This window comes from Streptomyces sp. NBC_01335, assembly GCF_035953295.1.
Classification (GTDB): Bacteria; Actinomycetota; Actinomycetes; order Streptomycetales; family Streptomycetaceae; genus Streptomyces.
Genome location: NZ_CP108370.1, coordinates 3,448,493 through 3,462,748, shown reverse-complemented (window position 1 = coordinate 3,462,748; position 14,256 = coordinate 3,448,493). Strand labels below are relative to the sequence as shown.

14 protein-coding genes and 1 riboswitch are annotated in these 14,256 nt (G+C 71.0%); of the genes, 10 read left to right on the top strand and 4 right to left on the bottom strand.

What is annotated here, in order from left to right:
• Window positions 1-166 precede the first annotated feature (166 nt).
• Entirely contained in the window at window positions 167-538 is a 372-nt protein-coding gene (locus tag OG599_RS14925) for a DUF3263 domain-containing protein (protein WP_327176470.1), read from the top strand.
• A gap of 129 nt (window positions 539-667) precedes the next feature.
• Here OG599_RS14925 and OG599_RS14920 read toward each other — a convergent pair whose 3' ends face one another.
• Window positions 668-1,123 carry a MarR family winged helix-turn-helix transcriptional regulator gene (locus OG599_RS14920; protein ID WP_327176469.1) on the bottom strand — a complete coding sequence of 152 codons (456 nt, stop codon included), beginning with the start codon at window positions 1,121-1,123 and terminating at the stop codon, window positions 668-670.
• 125 nt (window positions 1,124-1,248) lie between these two features.
• Between OG599_RS14920 and otsB the strand changes: the two genes are divergently transcribed.
• A complete protein-coding gene (otsB, locus tag OG599_RS14915) occupies window positions 1,249-2,100 on the top strand; it encodes a trehalose-phosphatase (protein ID WP_327176468.1) in 852 nt (283 codons plus the stop codon).
• A 116-nt stretch (window positions 2,101-2,216) separates the two neighbouring features.
• On the opposite strand, the gene OG599_RS14910 is transcribed toward otsB, so the two are convergent.
• Entirely contained in the window at window positions 2,217-3,602 is a 1,386-nt protein-coding gene (locus OG599_RS14910) for an alpha,alpha-trehalose-phosphate synthase (UDP-forming) (protein ID WP_327176467.1), read from the bottom strand.
• A 102-nt stretch (window positions 3,603-3,704) separates the two neighbouring features.
• Window positions 3,705-4,679 (bottom strand): glucosyl-3-phosphoglycerate synthase, encoded by a 975-nt coding sequence (locus tag OG599_RS14905; RefSeq protein ID WP_327176466.1) that lies wholly within the window; start codon window positions 4,677-4,679, stop codon window positions 3,705-3,707.
• 153 nt (window positions 4,680-4,832) lie between these two features.
• Window positions 4,833-4,960: riboswitch (SAM riboswitch) on the top strand.
• An 18-nt stretch (window positions 4,961-4,978) separates the two neighbouring features.
• Here OG599_RS14905 and thrC point away from each other — a divergent pair.
• The 4 genes from thrC to groL all read left to right on the top strand — a co-directional run bounded on the left by thrC (window position 4,979) and on the right by groL (window position 9,241).
• Complete coding sequence (gene thrC / locus OG599_RS14900; RefSeq protein WP_327176465.1) at window positions 4,979-6,271, top strand: threonine synthase; 1,293 nt, start codon at window positions 4,979-4,981, stop codon at window positions 6,269-6,271.
• A 29-nt stretch (window positions 6,272-6,300) separates the two neighbouring features.
• Complete coding sequence (locus tag OG599_RS14895; protein ID WP_266705881.1) at window positions 6,301-6,579, top strand: MoaD/ThiS family protein; 279 nt, start codon at window positions 6,301-6,303, stop codon at window positions 6,577-6,579.
• A 455-nt stretch (window positions 6,580-7,034) separates the two neighbouring features.
• Entirely contained in the window at window positions 7,035-7,241 is a 207-nt protein-coding gene (locus tag OG599_RS14890; protein WP_003967346.1) for a cold-shock protein, read from the top strand.
• Between the two features lie 377 nt (window positions 7,242-7,618).
• On the top strand, window positions 7,619-9,241 hold the full coding sequence (gene groL / locus OG599_RS14885; RefSeq protein ID WP_327176463.1) for a chaperonin GroEL: 1,623 nt from the start codon (window positions 7,619-7,621) through the stop codon (window positions 9,239-9,241).
• A gap of 206 nt (window positions 9,242-9,447) precedes the next feature.
• On the opposite strand, the gene OG599_RS14880 is transcribed toward groL, so the two are convergent.
• Window positions 9,448-9,972 (bottom strand): MarR family winged helix-turn-helix transcriptional regulator, encoded by a 525-nt coding sequence (locus OG599_RS14880; protein WP_327176462.1) that lies wholly within the window; start codon window positions 9,970-9,972, stop codon window positions 9,448-9,450.
• Between the two features lie 137 nt (window positions 9,973-10,109).
• On the opposite strand from OG599_RS14880, the gene OG599_RS14875 reads away from it, so the two are divergent.
• From OG599_RS14875 to OG599_RS14860, 4 genes are all read left to right on the top strand, one after another.
• Complete coding sequence (locus tag OG599_RS14875) at window positions 10,110-11,417, top strand: FAD-dependent monooxygenase (protein ID WP_327176461.1); 1,308 nt, start codon at window positions 10,110-10,112, stop codon at window positions 11,415-11,417.
• Between the two features lie 246 nt (window positions 11,418-11,663).
• Window positions 11,664-12,074: a YciI family protein gene (locus OG599_RS14870; protein WP_327176460.1), complete on the top strand. Its 411-nt coding sequence runs from the start codon at window positions 11,664-11,666 to the stop codon at window positions 12,072-12,074.
• A gap of 92 nt (window positions 12,075-12,166) precedes the next feature.
• The gene (locus tag OG599_RS14865) at window positions 12,167-13,309 is read left to right on the top strand and encodes an RNA polymerase sigma factor (protein ID WP_327180042.1); all 1,143 of its coding nucleotides are present in this window, start codon (window positions 12,167-12,169) and stop codon (window positions 13,307-13,309) included.
• Window positions 13,310-13,574: 265 nt separating this feature from the next.
• Window positions 13,575-14,216: a hypothetical protein gene (locus tag OG599_RS14860; RefSeq protein WP_327176459.1), complete on the top strand. Its 642-nt coding sequence runs from the start codon at window positions 13,575-13,577 to the stop codon at window positions 14,214-14,216.
• The last annotated feature ends 40 nt before the right edge of the window (window positions 14,217-14,256 follow it).

Genomic DNA, 14,256 nt, shown 5'->3' with positions numbered 1-14,256 from the left:
GCCGCCCACATCGAGGGCGATGACATGTCTCACGGGGGACAGTTTCGCCCGCCGAACTCAAAAGGTCTAGTCCACTATTCCGCTTTGTATCGTGTGCATACAAAAGTCCGCAGGAGGCGGGGGCGCGCCGGTGGCACTGTCCGGGGCGCGCGTTAGGTTGGTCGGCATGACCGCCCCCGAGCACGGAAACGGAACCCCCGGCGCCCCGGGACCCGACGCGACCGGCGCCGACGGGAGCGCGCGGACCGACGGGAACGCGCGCACCGACGGGAACGCGCGCACCGACGGGACGGGCGGGGACGCGGCCGGGACCGGCGCGCTCTCCGACCGCGACCGCGCGCTGCTCGCTCTGGAGCGGCGGCCCTGGGCGGGTCCCGGTGCGAAGGAACGTGCCATCCGCGAGGAGCTGGGTCTCTCGCCGGTCCGGTACTACCAGCTGGTGAACGCCCTCATCGAGGACCGCCGCGCCCTGGAGGAGGACCCCGTCACGGTCAACCGCCTGCGCCGCGTACGGGACGCCAAGCGGAACCGGCGCTGAGACCAGGCGCCGCAACGGTGCCGAGCCCCCGGCTCACCCGCACGAGCGACCCGCACAGCGACCGTGCGGGCGGGCGCACGTCGTACGGCGTGCGGGCGTGCACGTACGGCGGACCCCGGGGCGCACGTCCTACGGACGGGGCCAGGGCCGTCCCGAGAGCCGCTCGATGTCGGTGTTGAACCGCTTGAGGTAGGCGGCGAACCGCTCCACGTCCTCCGCGGACCACTTCTCCAGCACGAGCCCGAGACCGCTCGCGTTCTTCTCGCGCTCCACGTCGAGCCGCTGCGCGCCCTCCGGCGTGATCCGGAACTTGCGGGCCATGCCCCCCGACGGGTCCGGGATGCGCTCCACCAGTCCGGCCTGCATCGCGGCGGCGGTCTGCCGGTTGAGGGTGGACGAGTCGAGGCCGAAGGCGTCGCTCAGCTCCTTGATGGACATCGGCCCCTGTACGCGGATGCGGCTGAGCAGGACGTAGGCACTCCGCTCCAGCACGTCGTCCTTGCGCCGCCCGTTGGCGGTGCGCAGGAAGATGTGGCGGCTGAGCAGCATCTGCTCGTACTCGACCTGCTGGATGGGGTCGTCCATGCTCGTGCTCCTTGCTGCTGTCCCACGCACCCTCCCTCCGAGCCTACGGGGCGGGGGCCGGGCCTCACGCGGGCGTGCGGGGTGCGGTCTCGGCAGGCCCGCCGGTCCCCCGCTACTGTCGGAGCATGGGCAGCCACCTGGACCACGTGCCGACTCCGACCACCGAAGCGGGCCGCGAAGGGCTCGCCGCACTGCTGGCCCGTCCGGGCCGGGCGGTGGTGGCGCTCGACTTCGACGGCACCCTCGCCGACATCGTGCCCGACCCCGAGCAGGCCCGGGCCCACGCCGACGTGCTGCCGGCGCTCGCCGCGCTCGCGCCGAAGATCGCCTCCGTGGTCGTGATCACCGGCCGTCCGGCCGCCGTCGCGGTCGCGCACGGCGGGTTCGCGGGGGTCCCCGGCCTGGAGCACCTGGTAGTTCTCGGCCATTACGGCGCCGAGCGCTGGGACGCCGCCTCCGGCGAGGTGGCCGCCCCGCCGCCGCACCCCGGTCTCGCCGCCGTCCGCGCGGAGCTGCCCGCCCTGCTCGACGGGCCCGAGGTGCTGAAGGGCGCCTGGGTGGAGGAGAAGGGGCAGGCCGTCGCCGTCCACACCCGCCGCGCCGCCGACCCGCAGGCCGCCTTCGAGCTGCTGCGCGAGCCCCTCGGCCGGCTCGCCGCGCGGCACGGGCTGATCGTCGAGCCGGGCCGCCAGGTCCTGGAGCTGCGCCCGCCGGGGGTCGACAAGGGCGTCGCGCTCACCGAGTACGCGGCCGAGGTGGGGGCCGGGTCGCTGCTCTACGCGGGCGACGACCTCGGCGACATCGCGGCCTTCGCGGCCGTGGAGAAGCTGCGTTCGGGCGGTCCGGACCGGGTGCCGGGGCTGCTGGTGTGCAGCGGCGGCACCGAGGTGCCCGAGCTGGCCTCCCGCGCCGACCTGATCGTGCAGGGCCCGGAACAGGTCGCGGCGCTGCTGGCGGCCGTGGCCGAAAACATCTGAGCGCCCCGGAAGAACCCGGGCGACCCGAAAACATCCGGGCGACCCGAAAACATCCGGGCGACCCGAAAACATCTGAGCCCCCCGGAAGAACCCGGCCGTCGGGGGAGCGCGGTCCCTCACCCCTCCCGCAGCGCCTCCAGCTGCTGGAGGAACCACGCCTGCGGCGGCAGCGCGGTCGCGGCCTCCGCGAGCCGCGCCGACCGCTCGGCGCGCTCCGTCTCGTCCATGGTCAGCGCCTCGTGCAGGGCCTCGGCCGTGGCGCTCACGTCGTACGGGTTCACCACCAGCGCGTCGGCGCCCAGCTCCTCGTACGCCCCGGCCTCGCGGGAGAGCACCAGGGCGACCCCGTGGTCGGAGACGACCGGGACCTCCTTGGCGACCAGGTTCATGCCGTCCCGGATGGGGTTCACCAGTGCCACGTCGGCCAGCCGGTAGGCGGCCAGCGAGCGGGCGAAGTCGTCCTTCACGTGCAGGACGACCGGGGTCCAGGTGTCGGTGCCGTACGTCTTGTTGATCTCGTCGGCCAGGTCCTGGACGGCCGTCGTGTACTCGCGGTAGACCGCGAGGTCCTGGCGGGAGGGGTAGGCGAAGGCGACGTGGACGACGCGTTCGCGCCACTCGGGGTGGTTGTCGAGGAGGGTGCGGTAGGCGTGCAGCCCGCGCACGATGTTCTTGGACAGCTCGGTCCGGTCGACCCGGACGATCGTCTTCCGGCTGCCGTCGCCGCCGATCTGCTCGCGGAGCGCGGCCATCCGCTCGTCCACGTCCGGCTCGTGCGAGCGGGCGAGCAGGAAGTCGCCGTCCGCGCCGAGCCCGTGCACGCCGATGCGGGTGCCGCTGGTGCCGCCGAGGATCTCGGTGCAGCAGCCGATGAACGCGTCGGCCCAGCGGCGGGTGAGGAAGGCCGCCCGGTCGGCGCCGAGGATGCCGCGCAGCAGTTGTTCGCCGATGTCGTCGGGGAGCAGCCGGAAGTAGTCCACCGGCGCCCACGGGGTGTGCGAGAAGTGGCCGATGCGCAGGTCGGCGCGGAGCTCGCGGAGCATCCCGGGGACCAGCGCGAGGTGGTAGTCCTGCACCAGCACGGCGGCGCCCTCGCCCGCCTCCTCGGCCAGCGCCTCGGCGAAGGCCCGGTTGTACGTCTCGTACGCGGCCCACTGGCGCCGGAACTCGTCGTCGAAGACCGGGTCGACGGGGGTCTGGTAGAGCAGGTGGTGGACGAACCAGAGGACGGAGTTGGCGATGCCGTTGTACGCGTCGGCGTGCACGGAGGCGTCGATGTCGAGCATCCGGACGCCCTCTTCGCCGACCCCGCGCCGGACCGCCTCGCGGTCGCCGTCGCCGAGCGCGGCGCAGACCCACACCTTGTCGTCGACGGCGCTCAGCCCGGAGACGAGCCCGCCTCCGCCCCGGCGTGCGTCGAGGGAACCGTCTTCGTTCAGCGTGTACGACACGGGGCCGCGGTTGGACGCGACGAGGACCTGGGCGGCGTGCTCGGAGACCATGTAGCGGAACCTAGCCCGATACGTAACCCCCCAAACGTGTTCGAGGCCGGACCGGATCGGGCGGCGCCTCCTGCCGGGTGCCCGACGAGAGGCCGGGCCGGGTCAGGCGGCGTGTCTCGCCGTGTACTCGGGGATCTCCCGGACCGGCGGCCGTTCCTCGGTGTCCACGGCGTAGGTACGTGGCCGGAAACCGTCCTCGTCGCGTTCGAACTGGGTGAGCACCGGGCGCACCAGATGCCCTAGGGAGAGCCGCAGCTGCGCGGTCCGGTAGATCGCGGCGGCCATCCGTCCCAGCGCCTGCCCGTCCTGGTGGCGGTGGCGGCGGACCCCGACGTCCACCTGGGCCAGGGCGTCGAGCCCCACGGTGTGCAGCGCGTCCACGAGGAGCCCCAGCTCCACGCCGTATCCGACGGGGAACGCCAGCTGTTCCAGGAGCCGGCGCCGTACCGCGTACTCGCCGCCCAGCGGCTGGACGAAGCCGGCCAGTTTCGGCCAGTGCAGATTGAGCAGCGGGCGGGCGACCAGTTCGGTGACGCGGCCGCCCTGCGCGGGGGGACCGGCGGGGACGTGGCCGTCCGTCGTTTCCAGCGGCCGGTCGTACATCGCCTTGACGAACTGGACGCCGGGGTCGGTGAGCAGCGGGCCGACGATGCCGGAGACGAAATCGGCGGAGAAGTCCTTGAGGTCGGCGTCGACGAAGCAGACGATCTCGCCGCCGGTCACGAAGAGCGACCGCCAGAGCACCTCGCCCTTGCCGGGGACGGCCGGTAGCCGGGGGAGGATCTCGTCGCGGTGCACCACCCGGGCTCCGGCCGCGCGGGCGACGGCGGAGGTGGCGTCGGTGGAGCCGGAGTCGATCACCACGAGTTCGTCGACGAGCGGGACCTTCTCCATCAGCTCGCGGCGGATGGTCCGGACGATGTCGCCGACCGTCGCCTCCTCGTTCAGCGCGGGCAGCACGACGCTCACGGAGGAGCCCCGCGGGTTCCGGCTCCTGGCGGCCAGCAGACGGTCCAGGGGGCGGTCGGAGGCCGTCCAGGAACGACGGTTCAGCCAGCTGTCGACCTCTTCCAGCACGGGCGATACTCCCTGTATGTGATCCATCTCGCGGTTCGGACGACTACCTCAACCGTCTGGTGCTTCGGTTACAGTCTTGAACAACGCTCACTGCCTTCGCATCTCGGGGTCAGAGGCGGACAAACGCCTGGATCGAACGGTCCAGTGCCATAGCGCTCATCCAGAGGGACTGAGGGAACGGCCCGTTGAAGTCCCGGCAACCCTCCCGCCGGCCGCGAGGCCACGGTGGGGAAGGTGCCAATTCCGTCTTGTGGCGAAATGCGTCGCAAGGAAGATGAGGAGAAAGGGCCTCCGCCATCATGGCTGTTCAGACCGTTGCAGCGAATTCCGGCACGTCCGTGGACCTCGGTCCCGCCACCGCGCTTTCCTGTCGCGAGTGCGGTGAACGCTTCGAACTCGGTCCCATTTTCGCCTGTGCGTCCTGTTTCGGGCCGCTCGAAGTGGCGTACGACCTGCCGAGCGGCTCCCCGGAAGAGCTGAAGAAGCGCATCGAGGCCGGCCCGGACAACATCTGGCGCTACGCGCCGCTGCTGCCGGTGCCCGCCGACGTCGCCGACAAGCCCAACATGAACCCCGGCTTCACCAAGCTGGTCAAGGCCGACAACCTCGCCCGCGAGCTGGGCGTCACCGGCGCCCTGTACGTCAAGGACGACTCCGGCAACCCGACGCACTCCTTCAAGGACCGCGTCGTCGCGATCGCCGTCGAGGCCGCCCGCGCCTTCGGATACACCACCCTCTCCTGCTCCTCCACCGGCAACCTCGCCGGCGCGGTCGGCGCCGCCGCCGCGCGGGCCGGCTTCCGCTCCTGCGTGTTCATCCCGCACGACCTGGAAGAGGGCAAGGTCGTCATGGCCGCGGTGTACGGCGGCGAGCTCGTCGGCATCGACGGCAACTACGACGACGTGAACCGCTTCTGTTCCGAGCTCATCGGCGACCCGCTGGGCGAGGGCTGGGGCTTCGTCAACGTCAACCTCCGCCCGTACTACGGCGAGGGCTCGAAGACGCTCGCGTACGAGATCTGCGAGCAGCTCGGCTGGCAGCTCCCGGACCAGCTGGTCATCCCGATCGCGTCCGGCTCCCAGCTCACCAAGATCGACAAGGGGCTCCAGGAGCTGATCAAGCTCGGCCTCGTCGAGGACAAGCCGTACAAGATCTTCGGCGCCCAGGCCGAGGGCTGCTCCCCGGTCTCCACCGCCTTCAAGGCCGGCCACGACGTGGTCCGCCCGCAGAAGCCGAACACGATCGCCAAGTCGCTCGCGATCGGCAACCCGGCCGACGGCCCGTACGTCCTGGACATCGCCCGCCGCACCGGCGGCGCGGTGGAGGACGTCGACGACGAGCAGGTCGTCGACGCGATCAAGCTGCTCGCCCGCACCGAGGGCATCTTCGCGGAGACCGCGGGCGGCGTGACCGTCGGTGTGACGCGGAAGCTGATCGAGGCCGGTCTGCTCGACCCGACCCTGACCACCGTCGTCCTGAACACCGGCGACGGCCTGAAGACCCTGGACGCCGTCTCTCCGACGACCGGCCTGACGGCGACCATCCGCCCGAGCCTGGACGCGTTCCGCGACGCGGGCCTCGCGGCCCACTGACCACCCCAGAACCGAGGAAGGCAATCCCCATGAGCGTCAAGGTCCGCATCCCCACCATCCTGCGCACGTACACCGGCGGCCAGGCCGAGGTCTCGGCCGAGGGCACCGTCCTCTCCGAGGTCATCGAGTCCCTGGAGAAGGACCACCCGGGCATCGCCGCGCGCGTCCTGGACGACCAGGGCAAGCTGCGCCGCTTCGTCAACGTGTACGTCAACGACGACGACGTCCGCTTCGAGGGCGGCCTCCAGGCCGCCACGCCGGACGGCGCCGGCGTCTCGATCATCCCCGCCGTCGCCGGCGGCTGCTGACCCGACGGCCGGTCCCGGGACCCGCCGCGCGGCGGGACCCCGACAGCCGCTCCGCAGCGCACCGTTGCCCCCTTCGCGTACGACGCGGAGGGGGCAATTCCGTAGGATTGAGCGCGGTACAGTTGGGGAAGCCCCCTCCGCCGCCCGTGCCGGGCGGGTGCGAGATCGCGCCGCCGCGCGACAAGAAGCAGCCAAAGTCCGGAAGCCCTCTGTGCCTTAAGTGGCCTTTGTCTGGCCCGACTTGCCCAAAATTCTCAACAAATCCTCATGTTCGGGCGTTCCGCCGCGCCCAGAATTCTCGTCCGATTGACCTGTTGCAGAGGGCAGTTGGGCAGATACATTCGGCCGCGGTCGACGCGTTCCGGCGCACGCACCCTCTCCTGTCGGAGGGTGAGTTCTGACCCGGGTCCGCGAAGTGCGGTCCTGTGCAGGGGCCAGAAATAGGGGAGTTAGGCATGGCTCAGGGCACCGTCAAGTGGTTCAACGCGGAGAAGGGGTACGGCTTCATCGCGGTCGACGGTGGTGCGGATGTTTTCGTCCACTACAGCGCGATCCAGATGGACGGGTACCGCACCCTCGAAGAGGGTCAGCGAGTTGAATTCGAGATCTCGCAGGGCCAGAAGGGGCCGCAGGCGGACATGGTCAAGCTCGCCGTGGGCTGAGATCGGACGCGGTCGGCAACGACACTTCTCACGCACGCAGGGCCCGTCCCCCGTCAGGGGGGCGGGCCCTGCGTGCGTTCGCGTTTCGCGGGCCGGGGAGGGCCTCTTGGGGCCCGGAGGCTGTCCGGAGACCGGCTGCGGGTCGCCCGCGGCGTGTCCGGAGCTTGTCCCCAGGACGAGGAGGACGCTTGCACTCGCAGGGGTCGAGTGCTAATCATTGGCGTTAGCACTCTCCAGGTGAGAGTGACAGAAACTTGGACCGGGCCGGTGAGGCCCGCAGGCGCGGCGGGGCAAGGAACCGCCGGGCACGCAGGCCGTCCGTCGCGGGCGCCTCTCGGTCCGGAGCAATCCACCCCTGTCCGGGAGGACCACTTCACATGGCCAAGATCATCGCGTTCGACGAGGAGGCACGGCGCGGTCTCGAGCGCGGGATGAACCAGCTCGCCGACGCCGTCAAGGTCACCCTCGGCCCCAAGGGCCGTAACGTCGTCCTCGAGAAGAAGTGGGGCGCGCCCACGATCACCAACGATGGTGTTTCCATCGCCAAGGAGATCGAGCTCGAGGACCCGTACGAGAAGATCGGTGCGGAGCTGGTCAAGGAGGTCGCCAAGAAGACGGACGACGTCGCCGGCGACGGTACGACCACCGCCACCGTTCTCGCCCAGGCACTCGTCCGCGAGGGTCTGCGCAACGTCGCCGCCGGTGCCAACCCGATGGCCCTCAAGCGGGGCATCGAGAAGGCCGTCGAGGCCGTCTCCGCCGCTCTGCTGGAGCAGGCCAAGGACGTGGAGACCAAGGAGCAGATCGCTTCGACCGCCTCCATCTCCGCCGCCGACACCGAGATCGGCGCCAAGATCGCCGAGGCGATGGACAAGGTCGGCAAGGAAGGCGTCATCACCGTCGAGGAGTCCCAGACCTTCGGTCTGGAGCTGGAGCTCACCGAGGGTATGCGCTTCGACAAGGGCTACATCTCGGCGTACTTCGCGACCGACATGGAGCGTATGGAGACGTCCTTCGACGACCCGTACATCCTCATCGTCAACTCGAAGATCTCCAACGTGAAGGACCTCCTTCCGCTGTTGGAGAAGGTCATGCAGTCGGGCAAGCCGCTGCTGATCATCGCCGAGGACGTCGAGGGCGAGGCCCTGTCGACCCTGGTCGTCAACAAGATCCGTGGCACCTTCAAGTCCGTCGCCGTGAAGGCCCCGGGCTTCGGCGACCGCCGCAAGGCCATGCTCGGTGACATCGCCATCCTCACCGGTGGCACCGTCATCTCCGAGGAGGTCGGCCTCAAGCTGGAGAACGCGGGTCTCGACCTGCTGGGCTCCGCGCGCAAGGTCGTCATCACCAAGGACGAGACGACGATCGTCGACGGCGCCGGTGAGAGCGACCAGGTCCAGGGTCGCGTCAACCAGATCCGTGCCGAGATCGAGAACTCCGACTCGGACTACGACCGCGAGAAGCTCCAGGAGCGTCTGGCGAAGCTGGCCGGCGGCGTGGCCGTCATCAAGGCCGGTGCCGCCACCGAGGTCGAGCTCAAGGAGCGCAAGCACCGCATCGAGGACGCGGTGCGCAACGCCAAGGCCGCCGTCGAGGAGGGCATCGTCGCCGGTGGTGGCGTGGCTCTGCTCCAGGCGTCCGCCGTCTTCGAGAAGCTCGACCTGACGGGCGACGAGGCCACCGGCGCCAACGCCGTCAAGCTCGCGCTCGAGGCCCCGCTCAAGCAGATCGCCGTCAACGGTGGTCTCGAGGGTGGCGTCGTCGTGGAGAAGGTCCGCAACCTGCCGATCGGTCACGGCCTCAACGCCGCGACCGGCGAGTACGTCGACATGATCGCCGAGGGCATTCTCGACCCGGCGAAGGTCACGCGCTCCGCTCTGCAGAACGCCGCCTCCATCGCCGCGCTCTTCCTCACCACCGAGGCCGTCATCGCCGACAAGCCCGAGAAGGCCGGCGCGGCCGCCCCGGGTGGCATGCCGGGCGGTGACATGGACTTCTGATCCCCTTCAGGGATCGGTGGTTCCACCCCCGCAGCGTCCAGCTGTAGCTTCGGCCCCCAGGATTCGTCCTGGGGGCCGAAGTGTTTCTCCGGGTGTCCTCGGCGAGGTCGGGCCGGGCGGGCCGGGTGGTACGCCTCGATGCCGTCCCGCCGGCAGAAGCTGCCGCAGCGACGACCGCAAGCCCGCAGGGTCCCCCGGCGGCGCGCCTACTCCGCGTCCAGCGTCGACAGATGACGGGTGAAGTCGTCCACGAGCCGCCCCAGCAGCCGTCCCAGCTCCCGCCGGTCCCGGTCGGGCCAGTCGGCCAGCGCTCCGCCGAACCAGCCGAGGATGGTCCGCATGTAGCGTTCGGCGCCCGCCGCGCCTTCCGGCGTCGGCTCGATGAGCCGGGCGCGCTGGTCCTCGGGGTCGGTGACGCGGCGGACCAGGCCGCGCTTCTCCAGCCCGTTGACCTGCCGCGTGACGTGCGGCCCGACCACCTGCATGCGCGCCGCGATCTCGCCGATGCGCAGCGGGGTCCCGGCCATGTGCAGGGTGACCAGGACGGACATCGACGGCCGCTCCAGGGCGAGTCCGGCGGTCTCCATGGCGTGCTCGGGCAGCCGCCCCTTGTTGAGCGTGTTGCTGAGCTGAGCCATGCGCGGGAGCATCTCGGCCACGAGGTCGAACGCCGCGTCGGAACCGCCTTCAGGGTCGTCGCGGTCTGCCGCGTGCGGCTCCTGGGCGCTCATGCCACTCCTTTGGATACCTAACTTAGGTATATAGTCGGGTCTGCGGCATCGCTCCACGGGCTTCTCGCGCCCGCAAAAAAGATACCTAAGGTACGTAGATGGTGAGAGTCTGCGTACCTGTCGAGAGGGGACACCTCATGACCAGTACCTACGGTACGGAATCCGGTCGCGGTACGGCCGCCGGTGCGGGCACCACCGCGCCCCGCGAGCGCAGCGTCCTGATCTCCGGCGCCAGCATCGCGGGCCCCGCGCTGGCCTACTGGCTCCACCGGTACGGCTTCGCGGTCACGGTGGTCGAGAAGGCGGACGCGGTACGCGGCGGCGGCTACCCCATCGACATCCGGGGCACCGCCCTCCAGGTCGTGGAGCGGATGGGGCTGCTGCCCCGGCTGTGGGACGCGCACGTGGACAGCCGGCAGGTGTCGTTCCTGGACCCGGACGGTTCGGTACGGGCCGCGGTCCGGCCGGAGACCATGACCGGCGGGGTGGACGGCCGGGACGTGGAGGTGCGCCGGGGCGATCTGGCCGACCTCCTGTACGGCCTCGTCCGCGACGACGTCGAGTTCCTCTTCGGCGACTCGATCGCGACGCTGGACGACCTGGGGGACGGGCCCGACGGGGGCGTGGACGTGGTGTTCCGCAGCGGAGCCCGTCGGACGTTCGAACTGGTCGTGGGGGCGGACGGCATCCACTCGCACACCCGGGGGCTGGTGATGGGGCCCGAGGATCATTACCACCGCTCCCTCGGCCAGTGCTTCGCCGGTTTCACCCTGCCCAACGACTTCGGCCTGCGCCACGAGGGCGTCATCCGCAACACCCCGGGCAAGGGCGCGGTCCTGTACGCGGTCGAGGAGTCCGAGGACCTGCACGGGTTCCTGGTGTTCGCCTCCGACCTGGCGCCGCGGACGGTACCTGCGGCGGCGTTCCGCGACCCGGCCGCCCAGCGCGAGCTCGTCGCCTCCGTCTTCGCCGACGAGGGCTGGGAGGTCCCGCGCATGGTCGCCGCCATGCGCGAGGCGGACGACCTCTTCTTCGACGTGGCCGGGCAGATCCACCTGCCGTCCTGGTCCACGGGCCGGGTCGCGCTCGTCGGCGACGCCGCGTACGCCCCGTCCTTCTTCTCGGGGCAGGGATCGAGCATCGCGCTGATCGGTGCGTACGTCCTCGCCGGGGAACTGGCCGTGCGGGCGGACCACACGGCCGCGTTCGCCGCGTACGAGAGCGGGCTGCGGGAGTTCGTCGAGGCCAACCAGGCCCTCGCGCACAGCGGACTCGCCGTCCTCGCGCCGCGTACGGCCGAGGACCTCGCGGCGCGCAACAGGGCCCTGACCGAGCCGACGCTCGCCTCCGGCGAGGCGGGGCGGAGCATCAACGCGGCGCTGGAGCTGCGCGACTACGCGGCGGATGCCCGTGCCCGTGCGGGTGGGTCGGTCGGCTCCGTCTGACCGGAACGGCCGGAGCGTCGTACCCGCTGTGGGTGGCGTTCGTTGGACACGGGAAGAACCGGGCACCACGCTGGGAGGGTCCGGGAGAGGTCCGGGGGTCCGGGGGCCAGAGGTCCCTTGGGTCCGTAGGTCCGGGAAAGATTCCTGCCCGGCGATGTCGAGAATCCGTGACCGGTTCCGTCCCCGTAGTGAAAGCGACGAACGCGGCCGAGAACGAACACGGTCGCCGCAGCGAGGAGAGACACCATGGCCAAGTACCTGCTGCTCAAGCACTACCGTGGCGCCCCGGCACCGGCCAACGACGTGCCGATGGACAAGTGGACCCCGGAGGAGATCTCGGCCCACATCCAGTACATGAACGACTTCGCGGCCCGGCTGGAGAAGACCGGCGAGTACGTCGACGGCCAGGCGCTCGCCCCCGAGGGAACGTGGGTCCGGTACGACGGCGAGGGCCGCCCGCCGGTCACCGACGGCCCGTTCGCCGAGACCAAGGACCTCATCGCGGGGTGGATGGTGATCGACGTCGACACGTACGAACGCGCCGTCGAGCTGGCCGGAGAGCTGTCGGCCGCCCCCGGCGCGGGCGGCGCGCCGATCCACGAGTGGCTGGAGCTGCGCCCCTTCATGGGCTCGCACCACCCCACCATCACGGAGTGACCTCGTCGATGGACGGGGCGTCGGGCGGGGTGACCGGTGAGCCGTTGGGCGGGGCGTCGGGCAAGGTGGCCGGCGGGGCGACGGGCTCGGCGTTGGACGAGGCTCTGCTCCGGAGCCTCACGCCGGGCGTGCTCGCCGTCCTCGTCCGCCGCGGAGCCGATTTCGCGACGGCCGAGGACGCCGTGCAGGAAGCGCTGCTCCAGGCGGTACGCGTCTGGCCGGCCGACCCTCCGCGCGACGCGAAGGGCTGGCTGGTCACCGCTGCCTGGCGCAGGTTCCTCGACGCGACCCGGGCGGAGACCGCCCGCCGCCACCGCGAGGTCCGGGCGGACGAGGAGCCCGTGCCGGGGCCCGCGCCCGCGGTGGACGACACGCTCCAGCTCTACTTCCTCTGCGCCCATCCGTCCCTGACTCCGGCGTCGGCGGTCGCACTGACCCTGCGCGCCGTCGGGGGCCTCACCACCCGCCAGATCGCCCGCGCCTACCTGGTGCCGGAAGCGACCATGGCGCAGCGCGTCAGCCGGGCGAAGCGCACCGTCTCCGGCGTGCGGCTCGACCGGCCCGGCGATGTCGGCACCGTGCTGCGCGTCCTGTACCTGGTGTTCAACGAGGGCTACTCCGGCGATGTCGACCTCGCCGCCGAGGCCATCCGCCTCACCCGGCAGCTCGCCGCCCGTATCGACCACCCCGAGGTGTCCGGGCTGCTCGCCCTGATGCTGCTCCACCATGCCCGGCGTGCCGCGCGCACCGCGTCGGACGGCAGCCTGGTGCCGCTCGCCGAGCAGGACCGGGGCCGGTGGAACACCGGGTTGATCGCCGAGGGCGTCGGGATTCTCCAGGCGGCCCTGGCCCGTGACCGGTTGGGCGAGTACCAGGCCCAGGCCGCCGTCGCCGCCCTGCACGCCGACGCGCCCACCGCCGAGGAGACCGACTGGCCGCAGATCGTCGAGTGGTACGACGAGTTGGCGCGCCTGACCGGCAGCCCGGTCGTCCGGCTGAACCGCGCGGTCGCCGTCGGTGAGGCCGACGGGCCGCGCGCGGGGCTGGCGGCACTCGCCGCGCTGGACGACTCACTGCCCCGCCACACCGCCGTGGCGGCGTACCTCCACGAGCGCGACGGCGACCTCGCGAAGGCGGCCCGGCTGTACGCCGAGGCGGCCCACCGAGCTTCCGACCTCGCCGAGCGCGATCACCTGACGCGCCAGGCCGCCCGGCTCAACGCGCGCGGGGGTTGAGCCGGGCGGTGCGAGGCGGGGTGGAGCAGTACCTCCCCGAACGGGCGAGCGCGCCCAGGAGTCGATGAGGTGCGCGGGTGCGCATGATGTGCGCCCTCGGCGCGAACGGCACGTCCTGCGCGCGCGGTTGAAAGGAAAGCACCAGGATCACCCGATGGGGGTTAGTTCACGCAGCGTCATGGTCACGCTGCGCCTCGGCTTGCTACGTTCTGTAATCACGGGCCGCCAAGAGGTGGTTCGGCGGCGCGTCGGCAGGAGGTCGGCCATGTTGGGCGAGTTGAGCATCCCGAACACCGTGAACACCCCGAGCATCCGGAAGACCCCGAACGCTCAGAGCATCCAGACCGCCTCCGGCATCCAGACCGCCTCCGGCATCCAGGCGGCGCCGAACACTCAGATCGTCCAAGCCACCCCGGGCGTCCGGAACATCCGCACCCCTGTGCGCCCTTCGGCCGTCGTGCGTCTCACGAAGCTGCTGGGCGGGGGGCGGGGCAGGCGGAAGGCCGTGGTGAGCGCGGCGCTCGCGGTCGGTCTCTTCGCCGGTGGTGCCGGGGCGGCACTCGCTGCCGGCTGGCACACCATTCCCCGCCTCAAGAGCTCGGGCGCGCTCTTCAGCAGTGGCACGTACAGGTTCAACCCGAAGGGCACCGAGCACGGTGGCTTCGAGTTCAAGGGGAAGCTCAAGGACGCCGATTCCGGCGACGGCCACAACGTCTACGTAGAGGTTCGCGTCGAGGGATACGACTGGAATCGCTTCTACGGCAAGCAGAAGAAGACGGTCTCCCTCCACAAGGTCGTGTACGACGCGGCCGCTCTGTACACCAGCGACGCCACCGTCCGGGTGTGCCGGGACAGGGGGACGCTCCATCCGGACAACTGCGCCACCGCCCCGCACTACAAGAGGTGACACACACGCACCTGATGGGGGGAGGCGGATTACCCGAAGG